This is a genomic window from Winogradskyella sp. 266wxhm, from assembly GCF_058964685.1.
Map to the genome: position 1 here is coordinate 1,007,151 of NZ_CM179559.1, position 19,069 is coordinate 1,026,219.

The window sequence follows — 19,069 nt, forward strand, 5'->3', positions numbered from 1 at the left end:
TATAAAAACGTATCAATAAAAAAGGGCTTTACATTTCGTAAAGCCCTTTTTTATTTTATTAAAATTGATTAGAATACTAATAAACCGTCTTAGCTCTGTTATCTTCTATATCAGCAGCTTTTTCTAAAGCTTGATATACTTTTGTTTGAACTGTATTTCTACGCTCAGAGTTTAATCTATTCATTACTGGAGCATAGTTTTCTAATTCAGTTGCTTCGTTTACTTTAGTTACCTCAACAACATAAACACCTTTTTCACCATCAATTGGCTTAGAAGTTGCACCTTCTTTTAAACCAAATGCTGCACCAACAACTTTTGGCTCAACACCTGCACCAGAAAGTGTCGTATTCTTAATAGTTACAGCTGCTGCTGTTCTTGGTGATTGACCATTATTTTTAGCTATATCATCAACAGAAGTTGCTGTAATTTTTTCACGAATCATTTTAGCTTTCTTCTCTTTTCTAATTTCTGGAAGCGCCGTAATTGAAGCATCTTCAACACTCATTAAACCTTCCTCATTTTTCTCTACAAGTTTTGCAACGATAAACCCGAAACCTGATATTGAGAAGTTTTTATAATCTCCTTCATCTGTATCTTCATCAAAAGCCCAACGCACTACTTCTCTTTGACTTCCCAAACCTGGAATAGTTTCATCCAATTCATTAAATGTAATTGGCTTCACTGTTAAGTCACGTTCTTTAGCTAACTCACTAAAATCACCTTCTTTTGCTGCAATTTCAAACTTTGACATTTTGTTGAACACTTCATCAAGAGTTTCTTGAGATGGTTCAATTTTATCAGCTAAAGTTGCTACTTTGATAGCTTTATTAAAACTATTTTGTTCTAAAATTTCAATAACGTGGTAACCAAAAGATGTACCAACTACTTCTACATCACCAACTTCATTTTCAAATGAGAATGCTTTGAACTCTGGTGCCATACCTGCGTTGTAATCAAACTCTATTTCACCATCTTTTTCATTACTAACCTTATCAGAAGATAATTCTAATAAGTCCATGAATTTAGTTCCTCCTTTAATTGCAGTTAAAATACTATCAGCAGTTTTTTCTGCTTCCGCTGGAGTTTTAGTTACTGTAGCATCAGCTCTAGTTCCACCAACATAAGGAATTAGGATATGACGAACTTTTACAGAATCTGGCATTTGCTTTGCCGCAACAACCTTAGATAATTTAAAGAATTCCCCATCTTTATAAGGTCCGTAATAATCACCAACGTTAAGTTTTAGTAATGTATCTTTTGCAACAGCTGGCAACTGATTAGCTCTTAAGTAAGCATCGTTGTATTTAATATCAGAGTATGTATTTATAAACTCTTCAACATCTGAAGTCGTATCAAAACCAGAAATTGTATCTGTGTTTTTACTACTTTCATTGTACTCTGGTCTATCAGATTTTAATGCTAACAAGTCTGCTTTAATTTTATCCTCATCAGCTTTAGAAGCTTCTTCCTTAAACTCTACATAAACTACTTCTCTATTAGCGTCAACTTCAAATTTATCTTTATGGCTTTCCATATAAGATTTGATTTCGCTTTTAGAAACAGGCACCAAGCTATCTGCTATTGTAGTGTAAGGTATTTGTACATATTTTACATCTACAGTTTTAGCATCACCAAGATATTCATCTTTAGCTTCTGCAATCGTCGCACTTACGCCAGCTTTAATCATATTGTAATATGATTGCTGAATTGCACTTGCTGCAATATTTTGCTCGTTATTTGTCCAGCTATCATAAGTCACCATGAAGTTACTTAATGGAGCAGCTTCACCATTTAAATCTTTAAGGTTAGCTATAAAAGCGTTTAAACGGTTAACATCAAAGTTTCCATTTTGATCTTGAAATTCTGGGTAAGAAGAAAAGCTAGTTTTTAATAAATCACGCATCTCATCTTTTTCAACTGAAAGACCTAAAGCTTCTGTTTCAGAATTTAAAATAATTCTACGAAGCTCTTGGTTATAAATAGTATTCATAGCTTGTGTAGAAGTGACTCTACCACCAACTCTATCTTGGTAACCTTTTACTTTTTGTTGAAACTCTAATCTTCCAATATCTGTTCCATTAACCGTTGCAACAACATCTTGCGAACCTCCCGTCAATGCATCTGAATTTTTAAACAAATCGCCAATAACGAAAGAGAATAACGCTAAAGCTATCACTAATATCAATATAAGCGAACGTTGTCTAATTTTATTTAAAACTGCCATAGTCTTGTTTTATTTAGTGTAAATAAGTGTGCGAAAATAGTATTTTCTAGTAAATTATAAAAGGAGAAGTTCAGTTTTTACAATCTCTTAAAATCCTTAGTCTATTTCAAGAATTTTGAGCACTACCACATCAATTTTTGTTGAGGAAACTTCTTGTATGGTAAACTTAAAATTATCGATAAGTACATCGTCGTTTTCTTGCGGAATTTCTTCCGTTGCATTAACAATTAGTCCTCCCAGAGTTTCGTAATTTTCTCCTTCTGGCAAGTCTAATTTATAGGTTTCGTTGATATAATCAACCTCTAAACGTGCCGAGAATCTATAGGTGTTTTCACTAAGTTGCTCTTCTATTAATTCTACAGTGTCATGTTCATCTTCAATTTCACCAAAGAGTTCTTCTATAATATCCTCGACGGTCATAATTCCTGAAGTTCCACCATATTCATCAATAACGACAGCCATACTTCGTCGTTTTTTTGTTAGAATATTCAAAACATCCTTAATAAGAATAGTTTCGGGAACAAAACCAACCGGAATTATTATTGATTTTATACTTTTTGGTTTCTTGAATAATTCAAAAGCATGAACATAACCTAAAATATCATCTATAGTATCTTTATAAACTACAATTTTGGTTTTACCTGTATCTATAAAAAGTTGTCTTAAGTTATCAATGCTTTCTGAAATATCTACAGCTGTAATTTCGGTACGAGGCACCATAACTTCTCGAGCTTTAACTTCTGAAAACTCTAAGGCGTTTTGAAAAATTTGAATTTCGCTATCAACATCTTCATGGTCTTCAACAGACTCCATTTGTTCCGTGATATAATTTCCCAATTCTACCTTTGTCATCGCTAAAACTACATCTTCACCTTCAGCCCTAAAAACATATTTTAAAATGATATCTGATATCCAGATTACAAAATCGGATATAAACCAAAACAGCATGTAAAATAAATACGTCGGAAATGCTAACAACTTCATTAAAGTGTTAGCATATATCTGAAAAAATACTTTTGGTAGAAATTCTGCCGTTATTAAAATTACCAAAGTAGATATTATGGTTTGGGTTAATAACTGAAAGTCTATAAATAAGTAAGACAACAATGCATTATCGATTGGCAGCATTGATTGAAACCACCTTACTAACACATCACCCATAATTAAACCATATATTACTAATGCTATATTATTCCCAATAAGCATCGTAGCAATATATTTTGAAGGTTTTGCTGTAAGTCTAGCTAAAATCTTTCCTAAAAAATCTCCTTGTTTTTTTTCTAGTTCTAAGTGAATTTTGTTTGAAGACACATAAGCAATCTCCATACCCGAAAAAAAGGCCGAAAGGATAAGTGTAGTTACAATAATGATTATATCTACAGTCATAGATTAATCCTTATTATTCTTATTTCGTTCTTCAATTTTTTTTCTGAAGCGTTTTCTAAAGAAATACATAAACACCGACAGTGCTGCTAAAAAGAGTGAAGTATATGTTCTATTTCTATCTTCTGACCAATTTTGAATGGCGTCCCAAAGAAATATTACAGCAAAAATTAAATAAGCGTATTGAAAAAACTTTAATAGTTTCATTAAAATAAAATTGAATTACAATACAAATGTAATCAATTATCAAGTTCAAAGTCACCACCCATTTCTAACATTTCAATATTCTTGAAACTTTTATCAGAATCGAAACCATTACCTTTCGTATAACCTACGGTTTGCTTATAGTAAAAAGGCTCATTTGTAAAAACCCATTCAAGCTTTTCATTGTAGTAAAGTTGATCGGTAAAAAGTGTATCTTTACTATGTGTTGCGATAATAACATCTCCTCTTAAATCTATAATACCTGTCTCCTCATAGTAAACAGCGTATTTAGAAGTAATGTCTGTTCGTTTGCTATTATCATCATAAACTTTTAGCAAAATACCATCAGGAAATTCTTGGAAAGCGAAACCTCTATTTGAGTAATCTAGCATTTTTGGACTAAGAAGGTTTGCTACTAATCTTACAGTGTCGTTTTCGTATTCGGTATATTTTAAATCTATATTTTCGGCTTCACCAATGGGCTGATTTTGCAACACACCAACTTGTTGCACTTTATCAAAATCGTTTTCACATGAAAAAAACAAAGTCACAGCAATTGCTGTGACTAAGTTTTTTATGATATGTAAATTTTGTTTTATCATTAAATATTAGGAACTGTAATAGTTCTTCCAATCCAACATCCAATTTTTAAAGACTGACCAGCATTACCTTCAGTAAAGATATCTGCTTTAGATGGTGCACTACCTCTGTAACTTGCCGCTGTTTTTGTAGCTGTAGATTTTAAACGTCCATCTACTCTACCTGCTTTCTCAGCTTCATCTGCAGCTAACCAAAATACTGCTCTCTTGTTAAAGTTAGTATCCCCACAGCTATTTGCGCTCTTTGCATACATAGCAGCTATTCTTAAGTGAGGTACACCACTAGATGGATTTAATTTTAAAGCCTCCATATATTGTTGTCTAGCCTTAGCAAAACTACCTCTTTTGTAACTTTTCTCAGCAACTCTCATTACTAACTTCCATTTTTGTAGTGGATCTGTTTCTAGTTCTAAAGCCTGATTATAATATTTTTCTGCTTCTGCCATTTTACCTTGCTTTTCTTTCAAAACACCAAGATAATAAGCTGTTTTAGCATCTGGTTCAAGAGAATTCTTCTGTTCAACTAGTTTTTCAAAAAGCGGATCATCAGTACACTCCTTTTCTCCCATTTTATTCATTGCACGTTGTAACCACTCTGCGTCATTTTTCTTTTCTTCAAAGTATTTTTCGTACAAAGGCACTAATACATCACAATTAGCTCTACCACCAAGCTTACTATCCATACTAGACTTTACTTTTTCGAAAGCCTCTAAGTTCGCTTCATAATTATCCTTATATTTTTGTTCTTTACTAGAGAGTGCAGTACCTGCCTCTTCCTTTTCAACTAACTTATTTAATTTTTGAATATAGTTTTCCTCTACATTTTCAATAAGCTCCATTACATCATCATACTTGTCGAACAATTTTTGAGCATCATCTGGGGTTTTCGCTCCTGCATCGTAGATATCTACAGCTATGGAAAAATAAGTATAAAGTCCTATCGTACTATCAAAGTTCTTAGGATCTTTTTTATAAGCTTCATCAAACATATCATAAACTTGTTGATCTGTTTTATTCAGCTCGTTTTTATACTTATAAGCTAATTGCGCTTTCTTAACTAACATCTCACCCAAAGAATACTTAGATGAAAAGTATTCATGACTTTGGTCAAATAATAACATTAAATCTTTTATAAATGCTACTTGCTCTGCACCAGTAGAATTTTCGATTTTATGCTCTAAAATATTATCACCATAAGCATAAATAGCTCTATTGAACTTAGGGCATTTTTCTCTTACCGTTTTCCAAGGTCCATAAGCATCATCATACTTTTTACTTTTGTAATAACTATCAAAAATTGATAAGTTATTCATACACTCTTCGTCTTGCTGAGCAAAACCTATATTGAAACTCACAAAAAGTGCAATTAGCATTGTTGTAATTCTCGTCTTCATCTTGTTTTTAATTATATTATATTACGTTAGTTATACTTCTTTTGTCTAAACCATCTGGCGTTTAAAGATAAACTTACATTGAGGTTTATAAAATTCTCTTGTATTAAATTTTCGTTAGTTGTTCCTCTTCGCCCAAATTCTACACCTAAATTAGCATTTGAAAATAAACTTCGATTCCCAACTGGTAAACCTAAACCAAAAGACATGCCAAACTCTCTGATGGACTCATCTTTCACAACTAAGCCTGTGTTTGAAAAGTTTAATCCAGCTCTGTAAACTACTCGTTTAAAATAACCTGAAAACGCATTATAATCAGGAATATAAAAACCACCAAGTGCTATTTGAGAGGCATTTTCAAAGCTTGAAATTTGATTAGAAAATATTGGGTTAGAAAAATCAGCCGTATTTTGTAGAGTATATTCTGCACCAACAAACCAAGACCTTGGAGCTCCAATACCTCCCCCAAAACTTAATCGAGAAGGAATGGTTAAATCAGTATTTTTTAAATTTTGAGACTCTAAATCAACTTCAATTGTATTTCCCAGACCAACAACCTCGTAATCAGTATTTAATACAACTGTAGAGATATTTCGCTGGTTTTCAGAAGACAATTTACTTTCAGGCGCATAAGCTAAAGTCGCAGAAAGTTCTAGTTTATCCGATATCATAGTTCTGTAAGCCAACCCAAAATTCAGGTTTAAACCACTTAAATCTGACCTATTATACTCTCTTGTTTGGTACTGAACTAACTCACCCTCTGGCGTATACTCAACAGCTATTGCGGTATTTTGGATATTTCCAAAGTTGTAATTAAAATCTACACCAACGCTCAACTTATCTGAAATTTTGTACCCTAAGCCAGCAAAAACTCTATTAACACCACCTTCACCAAAATAACGGTTTTCTAAATCTTGACTATCATTGATATCATCTAATTTATAACCTACAGAAGTATATGGTAAAAGTCCAAAACCAAAACCAAATTTTCCTACTGGCACAGATAATGCCAAATAATCGAAAGTTGAACTACTCGCTTCTGATTCTCCTGAATTACTTTTAAGTGTAGAATTATTCGAAGTAGCAGCAACTGTAAACTTTACTGGTCTACTTTCTCCATCGAAATAAGGACCGTTTAAATTATCACCTACGTAAGAGGCAGGGTTTCGAAGATTAACATGAATACTGTCTAAGTAAACACCTATACCACCCATACTACGGTTTTCTACAGTACCTTTGAATTTAAGGCTTCCTATTCCATAAAAAGAGTATGGAGATGCAGTGCCTTGTTGTGCATAAGCACCATAACTTATTATTGTAATGCAAATTACAACGAGTCGTTTAATCATTATTTTGAATTATAATCTAGAATAAAATTCAAACCTTCAAGTAAAAAATTTGAATGCGCAAATATGCTATTTTTTAATTGGTTTGACAAAAAATTGGCATCACCACCTGTTAAAATAACTGTTAAATCTGGGTATTTCTCACGATATTGATCAATAACACCATCAATTTCTTTAATAATTCCCATAATTACACCAGAATGTATTGAAGATTCTGTTGAATCACCAGTAATTGTTTTTGGCATAGCTGTTTCTAATAACGGAAGATTGGCGGTTAAATTATTTAAGCTTTTATATCTAAGCCTAATGCCTGGGGAAATGGCTCCACCTAAATAATGATTTTTATCGGTTATAAAATCGTATGTAACACAGGTTCCTGCATCTATTATTAAAACATTATTATCAGGAAATTTATTTACTGAAGCACCTACTAACGCTATTCTATCAACTCCCAAAGTATTAGGTGTTGCGTAATCATTTTTGAATGGTAAAATAGTTTCTGCACTTAACTCAACTACTTTTATATCTTTTTTAATAACTTGAATTTGCTTTTCGGACAATTTTCCAACAGAAGATATAATAGCTTGATTAAGGTTTGGAAACTCTTTTTTTAGCTTTTTGTACTGATTTTTGAACTCTGAAAGTTCAAAATTAGCTTTGTGAATTAATTTTTCGTTATTAAAAACTGCAAACTTCACAAATGTATTTCCCACATCTACAATAAGATTCATAAGCTTTTTATAAGTCACAAATTTATAAAATCAAATTTTACAAAATTATTTTTGGGAATAATAAAAAGGAGTATATATTTGCATCCGCTTAATTAAGCAACTGGTGCCTTAGCTCAGTTGGTAGAGCAAAGGACTGAAAATCCTTGTGTCCCTGGTTCGATTCCTGGAGGCACCACCTTTAAACCCTGTAAATATTTCATTTACAGGGTTTTATTTTTTTTAGGTGACAAAAAAGTTGATTATTTTAATGACCATGATTAGAATGATCTTCACTTTTAACATCTCCTGATTGATTCATTGCCATGTCATGATCGTATTGGCAACATCCTGGTAGGTTTTTGTAAGCTTCTTCATCTCCTGCTACTTTTTCTGTATCGTATCCTGATGCTGCAATTGCATTATGAATTGCCATTTCATCTGTTTTAGAGCTATCAAAAGACACATCTATTTTCTTTTTGTCTGTATCCCAATTTGCAGTTGCTACACCTTCTACTTCATTTGCCGCTTTCTCGATAGTGTCTTTACACATACCACAGTTTCCTCTTACGCCAAAGGATAAATCTGTCATTGCAATGTCTTTTGATACTTCTGACACTTCTGTTGAAACAGTTTCTTCTGTTTTTTTGGCTTCTTCTTTACAACTTGTTAAACCCATAGCTACGATTACAGCTATACTTAAAATTACTTTCTTCATCGTTTTAAAATTTAATTATTGTTTATATTATTTATTCTATTGTTTGTTTTACTTCACCACATTTAAGCATAGCATCGCCAAAATAAGGATTTAAGATTTGCTCTTCTTTACTCAACCAATATGCGCCATTATTGTTATCTGCCATAGGACAAAACTCCACATATACTTTTTCATTGACACCAAATAATTGAACTACCTTTATTAGATGAGTAGATAATTGTTTGAAATAATCTCTTTGAGTTTTAATTTCAGAGGATTTAGAAATTGAATTAGCAGATGACTGAATATGACCTTCTAAAGTCATCCATTGTTTGTGCGCCTCGCCTGTTAATAATTCCATATTTATCTTACGAAAGCTTGATATTATTTTTTTGGCATCACTAGTTGCTTGTTCTGAATTATCTTCCACCAAAGCATCTTTTAAATTTATGTAGTTATCATACACTTGTTTTAATTGTTGTTGAAATGCTTTTGGTGATTCTAATCGAGTGATTTTTGAATAGTCATCATTTACAGTCATTTCTTTAGCAACTGGCTGATTCATCATACTTTTTTTGTCTTGTAATTGTGCTGCTGCATCTACTGTAAATGTTCCGTTGGTCACAATTTCGTTTCCTGAGGATAATCCGTCCAACACTTTGTAGTTATCGCCTATTTTATTACCTAAAGTGACTTCTTTGAGTTTAAAAACAGGCTCGTTAGGATTTGATTTGATATAGACTACAGAACGTTCGCCAGTCCAAAGCACCGCAGAAGATGGAACGGTTATCACTTCATTTGAATTGATTTTATCGCTTTCAATTTCTGCAGATACAAACATTCCTGGTTTAAAAATGGCTTCTTTATTATTTAAAACCACGCGTAAATCTACAGTACGTGTTTTGGAATTTAAAACTGGATCTATAAAATCTACCGTTCCTTTAAATATTTTATTAGGATATGCATTAGTTATCACTTTAACTTCTTGACCTTTTTTGAATTGTTCAATCTGATTTTCATATACATCAAAATTTGCCCAAACCGTATTTAAGTTTGCAATTTTTAGCAATGGTTGTCCTTGTTTTATATAATCTCCTTGTTCTACAAGCTTTTCGGTGACTGTTCCAGAAACGGTAGCATATACCGGAAAATTTTCAATAACTTTTCCTGATGTTTCAATTTGATTGATTTGGTTTTCAGAAAGTTTCCAAAGCTTTAATTTATTTCGTACCGCTTTGTATAAAGCAGGTTGAGATTCCTTTAAGGAAGATGCTGTAATCAACTCTTGTTGGGCTGCGTATAATTCTGGTGAATAAATAGCGGCTAACAGTTGTCCTTTACGCACTTCTTCTCCTGTAAAACTGATATTTAAACGCTCAATTCTACCTGAAAAATAGCTGACTTGCACAGCGTTTGCTTCCTCGTTTTCGGCTATTTTTCCTGATAATTTTATGATTCCATTTTCAATTGAACCATTATCTATTACCGTAGTTTGAATGTTTGCCAACGCCATAGCATTTGGTGTTAATTTGAATTGGTCTGCTGTTAAACCATCTGCGCCAGCTTCAGCAGGAATTAAATCCATACCACAAATTGGGCAATCTCCTGGTTCAGACTGCATGATTTGTGGATGCATTGAGCACGTCCACATTTGATTGGTTTGCGAAGCCTCATCATGGTTATGATTTGCTTCTTCATTGGAACTACTACCAAACAACAACCAACCAACCAATACACCAGTCAAAAGCAATACTACATAAATGATTATTTTATTATTTTTCATTTTCTAATCGTTTTATCATGGCTTTCATTTCTTCAATTTCTTTCTTTTGAGCTGTAATAATATCTTCTGCCAATTGTTTTACTTCTGGATCTTTAATATCTGCTCTTTCACTAGTTAAAATAGCAATTGAATGGTGTGGTATCATGGCTTTCATCCATAAAATATCGCCTATAATTGGTTTTTGCATCCTTACTAAAGATAAAGCACTAACAAACAATACTAAGCTTCCTATTAAAATTGCTATATTTTTCTTTTTGTCTTGATACATTTTTCGCATAAAAAACCACATGACTACAGCCATAGTTGAAATTCCTAAACAGGTCATATAAAAACGTGTGAGGCTAAAATATACGTGGTCTATCGCATAGGTGTTTAAATACATTGTGATGTACATTGTAATAAATGAACAGCCTAACATTATAAAAAATGTTTTGTAGTTTCCCTTTTTTGAATGTGTATTTGAATTTTCCATAGTTTTAATTTTTAAATAGTTAACATTAATATTGCCATAATAATCATAATGGCATTTTCGATAAATGTAGCTTCTGTCATTGGTAATTTAAGCGCTGTACCTAAACAGGCACAACGTATTGATTTTTTATCCAACAAGGTTTTTGTAACACCAATAGTTGTAATGCCTAAAATGACAAGGGTAATGATTAAAGCAATTTCGACTTCAAAACGCATTAAAAACATTAATCCTAAAGCAGTTTCTATAAATGGATAAATCCAACCATAAGCAGGTACACGTTTTGCTAAAGGATCGTACATGCTAAAAGATTCTGGAAAACCTTTTAAATCTAACATTTTGAAGAAGCTAAACACAATGTAAAATAAGCCCATAAAGTCTAGCATAAATGCCGACCAAGCCCAATCTTTATAATGTAATAAAGTACTAGCTGAAGCAATGTAAAATATAATAAGCAACAACGGTTTTAACTGTTGCAACTTACTTTTATTCTCTTCCATTGGCATGCTACTCATATCAGATGAAGCAAAGACATTTTTCTCTTGCTTTTCTGTAATCGTATATTTATCTGATAAAGCATTTTGTAGTTTTTCTGTTGAAATATGAGATGACATTGTTATTTCTGCTTCACCTTTTTCTAAGTTTACTTTTACCTCATTTACAGCATCTAAAGCGTTTAAACTTTTTTCTACTGAAGCCTTGCAACCGTTGCAAGTCATGCCTGTTATATTATATGTATGTGTCATTTTTATTGAATTAAATAATTGATAATTGTACTTTGTATGTAATATTTTTTAACCGCTTCAATTTGATTGATTTGAAACTTTAATTGCAATTCCTGAATATCTAAAACATCATTAAAATCTATAGTTCCTGTTTCGTAGCTTTTAATAAGAATTTGCTCAGCATCTTTAGCTTGTTTCAGGTTTTTTGTTGCTGTTTTATGACTTATTCTTGCTGAAATTCGGTCGTTTACAGCTTTATCTAACAGCGTTTTTAAACTGTTTAATCGTTCTTGTTTTTGGTAATTGATTTCTTGTTGTTGTAATTCGTTTTGCTTTGAAACCGACTTGTATTTTTTATTAAAAATGGGAATTGACACCGATACCATTGGCATGATAATATCTTTACCATTATCTGAAAAACTCATACCTGGTCTTTCTTGCACATTGATGTAATCTAACCCAAAACCAACCATGGGACTGCTTTCTTTTTGGTTGAGTAATTCTGATTTTTCTATGGATTGATATAACTTATCAAACTTTACTAATTCAGGATGAACTGATAAATTTTCCGAAGTGATTTCAAAATCTTCCAAAGGAATAGTTAAACTATCTACAACTGAAATTTTCGTTTTATTGTCTCTATTTAAAAGGTTATTTAAATTGGTTTGTTCAGCTAAAAACTGTTGTTGCAACACATCTTCTAGTTGTTGTAAATCGTTTTGTCGCATTTGAAGACGCAATACATCTACTGCAGACGCTTTACCAACCTCAACAGACGTTAACGCCATAGTTTCGTAGGTTTCCAAAAGTTTGATATTCTCGCTTATTACTTGCTGCGTGGTTTGATTTGCGTACAGATTGTAATACGATTGCGACACCGAAGCCATCAATTTACGCTTAGCAATCACAATATCTTCATATTTCGCATCTGCCAAAGCGGTTACATAATCTTCACGAGAAGTAATGGTGCCAAACCATGGTAACATTTGTTTTGCTGACACTTTAAACCGTTGTGCGCCAGTTCTGGTTTCAGGTTCACTTACAAAATAACCTACGCCAAATTCGGTATTTGGAATGGTATTGACCTCGTTTACTTTTTCTGAAGCTCTTTTGTATTGCAACTCAAATTTTTGAATTTCAGGATTATTCTCTAATGCTTCGTTAATTAATGTTTCTAATTGTTGTGCATTTGCAAAAAGACTCATGAAACAAGAACCAAGAGCCAAGACGAGTTTTATATGTATTGATTTATATTTCATTTTGATGCTCTTTTAATTTTAGACTCAGCTTTCCAGCTATATAAAACTGGCACTACAAATAGGGTTATTAAAGCGATTAACATTCCACCGAAACTTGGTATTGCCATAGGTATCATAATATCGCTACCACGTCCTGTTGATGTTAAAACAGGTAACAATGCTAAAATGGTGGTTGCTGTAGTCATTAAACACGGTCTAATACGTTTTTCACCTGCTTCTACAATAGATGCTCTAATCTCCTTTTTTGTTTCCGGTGAATTTCTGTCGAATGTTTGTGTTAAATAGGTTGCCATTACTACACCATCATCTGTTGCGATACCAAATAGTGCAATGAACCCAACCCAAACGGCGACACTTAAATTAATGGTGTGCATTTGGAATAAATCGCGTAGGTTTTCCCCAAAGACACTGAAGTTTAAAAACCAACCTTGACCATAGAGCCATATCATTAAAAAGCCACCTGCAAACGCTACTGCAATACCTGTAAATACCATTAAGGATGTACCTACTGAACGGAATTGGAAATACAGAATTAAAAAGATGATCGTCAATGCTAATGGTACAACTACCGATAAGGTTTTTTCGGCACGCAATTGGTTTTCGTAAGTTCCTGTAAATTGATAGTTAATGCCTTTTGGTACAATTAATTCACCTGCATCAATTTTGCTTTGAATCATTGCCTGAGCATTTTCTACTACATTTACTTCTGCATAACCATCTACTTTATCAAACAATACATAGCCTACTAAAAAGGTATCTTCACTTTTAATCACTTGTGGCCCTTGTTCGTAACGAATAGTTGCCAATTCGCTTAAAGGTACAGGACTTCCTTTTTTAACAGGAACGTAAATTTGCTGTAAATCGGTTGGGTTAGCTCTTAATTCTCTTGGGTAACGCACACGTACACCATAACGCTCACGACCTTCCACGGTTTGGGTTAATGACATACCACCAACAGCTACTTTTAAAACGTTTTGCACTTCTTCAATGCTTACACCATAACGTGCAATTTTTTCTCTATCAATATCGATTAGCAAATACGGTTTACCCACAATACGGTCTGCAAAAACGGCTTCATCCTTTACACCATCAGCTTCTTTCAAAATGGTTTCTAATTGCATACCAAATGCTTCAATTTCTTTTAAATCTTGCCCTTTTATTTTGATACCCATTGGTGCTCTCATTCCTGTTTGTAACATCACCAATCGGGTTTCAATAGGTTGTAGTTTGGGTGCTGATGTGACACCAGGTAATTTGGTAACTTTTACTATTTCATTCCAAATATCGTCAGGTGATTGAATTTCTGGTCGCCAATTGCGGTAGAATTCACCATCATCGTCTGGGATTAACTGTTCTTCTGCATTAAGAGATTGCCACGCTTCACGCTGTTCCGCTCGCAATGACATACCGTTTTTTAATATGTATTCACCGTCTTCATTGACTTTGAAACGCTGACGTTCTCCTTTATCATTCAACATGTATTCTGGTTTATATTGAATGATATTTTCATACATCGATAATGGCGCAGGATCTAAAGCCGATTCTGTTCTACCAGCTTTACCCACAACAGTTTTTATCTCAGGAATACTAGCTACAGCCATATCCAATTGCTGTAAAACACGCTTATTTTCTTCTATACCAGAATGCGGCATTGAGGTTGGCATCAACAGAAAAGAACCTTCGTTTAATGATGGCATAAACTCTTTCCCAGTGTTTTTCATTATGAAAAATCCTGCAATAACGATAGCTGTCGGGATAGACAGAAACAGTAATTTATTATCTAAACACCATCTTAAAATGCGTGTGTAATATTTTATAAATAATGAGAATATGCCTAATAAACCAAAGCAAATAATAGCTACAAAAATGAGGTTTAAAAAGAAGCTTTCGGTAACACCTAAAGGTCGCCAATATTCTGCTAACAAGAATACTATAGCTGAAGCTGAGATAATGATATTAGTAAGATTCGCTTGTTTATCTGAAATCTTATTTTGAAGATTTAGTAAGACTATTACACCAAAAGCGATGAGTATGATTCCTAACCAATACCCATAAATTATCGCAGCTATTCCTAATACTATCAATACACCATTTAAAGCATATTTAAAATGTTTTTGAATGTTCTTTTTTCGGAATAAAAAGGCTGCAAAAGGCGGAATTATAAACAACGCAACTATTATGGAAGCTGTTAATGCAAAGGTTTTGGTAAACGCCAATGGACGGAATAATTTTCCTTCGGCACCAATCATTGTAAACACAGGAATAAAACTGATAATTGTTGTCATCACTGCAGTTACGATTGCGCCTGAAACTTCAGCTGTAGCATTATAAACCACTGTGTTTATTGGTTGATTGTTTTCGTTTTCATCTAAATGCCTGATGATGTTTTCTGAGAGAATGACACCAACATCTACCATAGTTCCAATAGCAATGGCTATTCCGGATAGTGCAACAATATTAGCATCGACATCAAAGAGTTTCATGGCAATAAACACCATTAATACCGCAACAGGTAATAAACCTGAAATCAATACAGAAGCACGAAGGTTAAATACCATAATGACAATAACCAAAATGGTAATAAGAATTTCTAAAGTTAAGGCTTCATTTAGTGTGCCTAACGTTTCTTGAATAAGTTCCGTACGATCGTAAAATGGCACGATGGTGACTTGTGATGTTCTACCATCTGATAATGTTTTTGTAGGTAAACCAGCGCTTAATTCGTTTATTTTAGCTTTAACATTGTTAATGACTTCCATTGGGTTAGCACCATAACGCGCTACCACAACGCCACCAACCACTTCTGCTCCTTCTTTGTCTAATATACCTCGTCTTGTTGCAGGACCCAAAGAGACTTTGGCAACATCTTTTATTTTGATAGACGTGTAATCTTCTGAGGTTACTACTGCATTTTCAATATCTGCTATTGATTTCACATAACCTAAACCACGTACTAAATATTCGGCTTGATTAATTTCTAAGGTCTGCGCACCAATATCTTTATTACTTTCTTTAACCGCTTTCACAATTTGGTTTAAACCAATATTGTATTGACGCATTAATTCTGGGTTAACATCTACTTGATATTCCTGAACATACCCACCAATGGATGAAACTTCAGAAACACCACTTGCTGAGGATAGCGCATATTTTACATAGTAATCTTGAATACTACGTAATTCGTGTAAATCCCATCCGCCAGTAACGTTTCCGTTTTCGTCACGACCTTCAAGTGTGTACCAAAATATTTGACCTAAACCTGTAGCATCAGGACCCAATGCAGGATTTACGCCTTCTGGCAATAATCCACTTGGTAAGGAATTGAGTTTTTCGAGAATACGACTTCTGCTCCAATAAAATTCAACATCTTCCTCAAAAATGATATAGATACTTGAAAAACCAAACATGGAAGAGCTTCGGATGGTTTTTACCCCTGGAATACCTAATAATGATGTAGTTAATGGGTAAGTAATTTGGTCTTCAATATCTTGAGGCGAACGACCATCCCATTTGGTAAAAACAATTTGTTGGTTTTCACCTATATCTGGAATAGCATCTACTGCTACAGGATTGCTTGGCAAAAAACCTGTATCCCAATTAAAAGGTGCATTTACAGTTCCCCAACCTACAAAAAGAACAAGTAATAATACTGCTACGAGTTTATTTTCTATTAAGAATTTGATGCTTTTGTTTAGCATTGATTTTGATAATTAAACAGTTAGACATTGGTATTAGAACAATACCGAATACAGCAAATTATCCACATAGCAAAGCCATAGGATAGGATAACAACCTCTAAAAGTTTAAAAATCAAATTAAATAAGTCTCGTCAATCTTGAAGATTTGCCTGACGACGAGTGGCGGTTTGTATGCTTCAAAAGAAGAAACATTTTTATCAATATTTTCAAAAAGATTGATATAAGTATAAACAAAGGAAGCGATAAATATTTGTTGCTCAAAAGAAATTTTATCAACGGTCAATTGTAACTCGTCTTGTCCTTCTACTGATAATTGCTTATCATCACAACAACTTTTTTTTGTAATTGAGCAGCTTTTGGTTGAAGGTTTTTCCATTTCCATACCACAACCTTTTGCTTTATGAAAAAATGCGGTTTCCACTAAAGTGTCTCCACAATAATGCATATTAACCGTAAATGACATTGTAGAAAACAACACTACAAATGCCATAGCTAATGATACTATTTTATGGAAAACTTTTTTCATACGTTATGCGAAGTTACGAAATTTTAACAAATACTGATTTAATTAACAGAAGTTTAGATAAGACTATTAATTTAAAATTTAGGTTCATTAGACTTCTTTATAAATCTTATATAAGTTCTTCCAAACCATTAACCAATAAATATCTCACCATCAAAAAGCCGATTCGTTTGAATCGGCTTTTTGGTTTTTTGCAGTATTTTTACTAGTCGTTACTCGATATGTTGTGTTTTACTAAGTTCCGAAATTCCGTTTTCATTAAAAGCTTCAATGGTAAAATAATACGGTGTATCTCTATCTAAGCAGCGCATAAAATGAGAATTAGTATCGTAAACTTGCCAAGATTGGTACAGTTTGTCTGGTGCTATTCCCCAACGTATGTTATACCCTTGTGCGCCATCAACTTTATCCCAAGAAAATGAAATATCTCTACGATCTTTTTCGCGGTTGATTTTAAAGTTAGAGACTTTGTTTGGTGCTTCCCCTAAACCTAATCCGAAAACTCTAACTTCTGACATTGCAAAGTTGCTCCCTGGAACTTTTACATTGTTATATCTAACGTATTTTGCTCTTACAGGTTCGTCTAAAACTAGGTAAGCATTTGGCGCGTCAATATCAGTTTTACTTCTGTCTACAACCGTTTTCCAGTTTTTACCATCTTCTGAAGTTTCTATAGTAAATTGATGTTTCAAACCTTCAACACGTGTATAAATTCCAGAGTTGTGATCGTGATAATTTAGTTGAATGGCGTTTACGGTTCCTTCATTTAACAATTCGATTGTAATCCATTGTTTATCGTCATTAGCTTCGGCAACCCAAAATGTTTTTGGGTTTTCGTCAGTTAAAACGTTTGCTATTATTTGTCCTTCAGCATTCGTTTCTGTTGGGATTTCTTTTACTTCAACTTCATCATCATTAGAGGTAAATTTCATGATTTGTTGAAGCGATGACGATACCGTTACATTTCCTTTATAGGATAGCAGCATCCAACCGTTATGCTGTCCAGCTTTTGTTGGATGATTTGGTCCAAAACGTGGATAATCGCCGTAAGAGGTGTTGCTGTACATTAATCCATCGTCGTCAAAATAGGTAGGAAACATGCACAAACGACGTTCCCATTGTGCATTAGATGCCAACGCCATTGTCGCAAAATGCCAGTATTGACCATTGGTTTGCTTTACTGTAATACCGTGTCCTGCACCATTGGTAAATCCACCTGGTTTAAAACTCATCGGATTATTTTTCATGTAGGTGAAAGGTCCAAGTGGCGAATCGCCAATGTAAACGCCATCTGCATACACGTTAAACTGCGTACCTGGCGCTGCATATTGTAAATAATATTTTCCGTTGTGTTTGGTCATCGATGCACCTTCCATATAACCTTCTTTTAAGGTTGGATGAAAGTTGTTTTCGCCAAAACGTTCCCAACCGTGCTTTTCTTCATCTAAATTTATCAATTCTTCTCTAACGCCAGTTTCTAAAAAGCGGTCGTCTTTATTCAACATTTTTACACGAATAGGATGCACGTTAGAACTTCCCCAATAGAGATACGACTTGCCATCATCGTCAATAAATAATTCTGAATCTTGAATGTTATTTGAAATGGAAGCGGTTGGTGTCCATAATCCTTTTTTAGGATCGTCGGTATATAAAATACTTCCGTAACCAGCAGGATCACCAGCAAAATAAACTAAAGAATCTTTGTAGTTGAATGCTGTTGGTGCGTTGCTTCCTTCAAAAAACCATTGTTGCGGTTTAATGAATTTCCAGTTGACCAAATCTTTGGAATGCCAATACCCAAACGAACGCGTGACGAACATATAATATTCGCCTTTAAACTCAATTACCGCAGGATCTGCACCAGAACGATAGGATTGGTTTCTGGCAGAATTATAAACCATATAGGTGTAGTCGATATCTAGTGGATTGATGTAGGTTTCTGAATATTTTTCTATGACTTCTTTTTTTGTTGAAATTGAAGTGCTTTCTTCTTGATTTTTGACGTCTTCTTTACAAGAAAAAACAGATGCTATAGCGAAGAAAAAAAGTATTTTTTTCATT

General features: G+C 33.6%; 15 protein-coding genes and 1 tRNA gene. 1 reads left to right on the forward strand and 15 read right to left on the reverse strand.

Going from position 1 to position 19,069, the window contains the following annotated elements; genetic code table 11:
* Positions 1 to 76: 76 nt before the first annotated feature.
* The 7 genes from AC2H4K_RS04650 to AC2H4K_RS04680 form a co-directional block, all read right to left on the reverse strand.
* Positions 77 to 2,224, reverse strand: a complete 2,148-nt coding sequence (locus tag AC2H4K_RS04650; protein WP_493742923.1) for a peptidylprolyl isomerase — start codon at positions 2,222 to 2,224, stop codon at positions 77 to 79.
* 96 nt (positions 2,225 to 2,320) lie between these two features.
* Entirely contained in the window at positions 2,321 to 3,610 is a 1,290-nt protein-coding gene (locus AC2H4K_RS04655; RefSeq protein ID WP_281138622.1) for a hemolysin family protein, read from the reverse strand.
* A 3-nt stretch (positions 3,611 to 3,613) separates the two neighbouring features.
* Complete coding sequence (locus AC2H4K_RS04660; protein ID WP_281138623.1) at positions 3,614 to 3,814, reverse strand: hypothetical protein; 201 nt, start codon at positions 3,812 to 3,814, stop codon at positions 3,614 to 3,616.
* 32 nt (positions 3,815 to 3,846) lie between these two features.
* Positions 3,847 to 4,413 (reverse strand): LPS export ABC transporter periplasmic protein LptC, encoded by a 567-nt coding sequence (gene lptC, locus AC2H4K_RS04665; RefSeq protein WP_281138624.1) that lies wholly within the window; start codon positions 4,411 to 4,413, stop codon positions 3,847 to 3,849.
* The gene (locus AC2H4K_RS04670) at positions 4,413 to 5,804 is read right to left on the reverse strand and encodes a tetratricopeptide repeat protein (RefSeq protein ID WP_281138625.1); all 1,392 of its coding nucleotides are present in this window, start codon (positions 5,802 to 5,804) and stop codon (positions 4,413 to 4,415) included. The genes lptC and AC2H4K_RS04670 overlap by 1 nt, the downstream gene beginning before the upstream one ends.
* A gap of 26 nt (positions 5,805 to 5,830) precedes the next feature.
* Positions 5,831 to 7,150 (reverse strand): BamG family beta-barrel-assembly machinery protein, encoded by a 1,320-nt coding sequence (gene bamG / locus AC2H4K_RS04675; protein ID WP_281138626.1) that lies wholly within the window; start codon positions 7,148 to 7,150, stop codon positions 5,831 to 5,833.
* The gene (locus AC2H4K_RS04680; RefSeq protein WP_493742924.1) at positions 7,150 to 7,878 is read right to left on the reverse strand and encodes a type III pantothenate kinase; all 729 of its coding nucleotides are present in this window, start codon (positions 7,876 to 7,878) and stop codon (positions 7,150 to 7,152) included. Before AC2H4K_RS04680 ends, bamG begins: the two co-directional genes overlap by 1 nt.
* 102 nt (positions 7,879 to 7,980) lie before the next feature.
* On the opposite strand from AC2H4K_RS04680, the gene AC2H4K_RS04685 reads away from it, so the two are divergent.
* A tRNA-Phe gene (locus AC2H4K_RS04685) sits at positions 7,981 to 8,053 on the forward strand.
* 69 nt (positions 8,054 to 8,122) lie between these two features.
* Here the strand turns inward: AC2H4K_RS04685 and AC2H4K_RS04690 are convergent.
* From AC2H4K_RS04690 to AC2H4K_RS04725, 8 genes are all read right to left on the reverse strand, one after another.
* The gene (locus AC2H4K_RS04690) at positions 8,123 to 8,572 is read right to left on the reverse strand and encodes a heavy-metal-associated domain-containing protein (RefSeq protein ID WP_493742925.1); all 450 of its coding nucleotides are present in this window, start codon (positions 8,570 to 8,572) and stop codon (positions 8,123 to 8,125) included.
* Between the two features lie 31 nt (positions 8,573 to 8,603).
* Positions 8,604 to 10,334 carry an efflux RND transporter periplasmic adaptor subunit gene (locus tag AC2H4K_RS04695; protein ID WP_493742926.1) on the reverse strand — a complete coding sequence of 577 codons (1,731 nt, stop codon included), beginning with the start codon at positions 10,332 to 10,334 and terminating at the stop codon, positions 8,604 to 8,606.
* Positions 10,324 to 10,806: a DUF305 domain-containing protein gene (locus tag AC2H4K_RS04700; protein ID WP_281138630.1), complete on the reverse strand. Its 483-nt coding sequence runs from the start codon at positions 10,804 to 10,806 to the stop codon at positions 10,324 to 10,326. The genes AC2H4K_RS04695 and AC2H4K_RS04700 overlap by 11 nt, the downstream gene beginning before the upstream one ends.
* Positions 10,807 to 10,817: 11 nt before the next feature.
* Positions 10,818 to 11,549 (reverse strand): heavy-metal-associated domain-containing protein, encoded by a 732-nt coding sequence (locus tag AC2H4K_RS04705; RefSeq protein WP_281138631.1) that lies wholly within the window; start codon positions 11,547 to 11,549, stop codon positions 10,818 to 10,820.
* A gap of 2 nt (positions 11,550 to 11,551) precedes the next feature.
* The gene (locus AC2H4K_RS04710) at positions 11,552 to 12,787 is read right to left on the reverse strand and encodes a TolC family protein (protein ID WP_493742927.1); all 1,236 of its coding nucleotides are present in this window, start codon (positions 12,785 to 12,787) and stop codon (positions 11,552 to 11,554) included.
* Positions 12,784 to 16,485: an efflux RND transporter permease subunit gene (locus AC2H4K_RS04715; protein WP_281138633.1), complete on the reverse strand. Its 3,702-nt coding sequence runs from the start codon at positions 16,483 to 16,485 to the stop codon at positions 12,784 to 12,786. Before AC2H4K_RS04715 ends, AC2H4K_RS04710 begins: the two co-directional genes overlap by 4 nt.
* Before the next feature lie 112 nt (positions 16,486 to 16,597).
* On the reverse strand, positions 16,598 to 17,011 hold the full coding sequence (locus AC2H4K_RS04720) for an HYC_CC_PP family protein (RefSeq protein ID WP_281138634.1): 414 nt from the start codon (positions 17,009 to 17,011) through the stop codon (positions 16,598 to 16,600).
* A gap of 209 nt (positions 17,012 to 17,220) precedes the next feature.
* A complete protein-coding gene (locus tag AC2H4K_RS04725; RefSeq protein ID WP_493742928.1) occupies positions 17,221 to 19,068 on the reverse strand; it encodes a family 43 glycosylhydrolase in 1,848 nt (615 codons plus the stop codon).
* Between the last annotated feature and the right edge of the window lies 1 nt (position 19,069).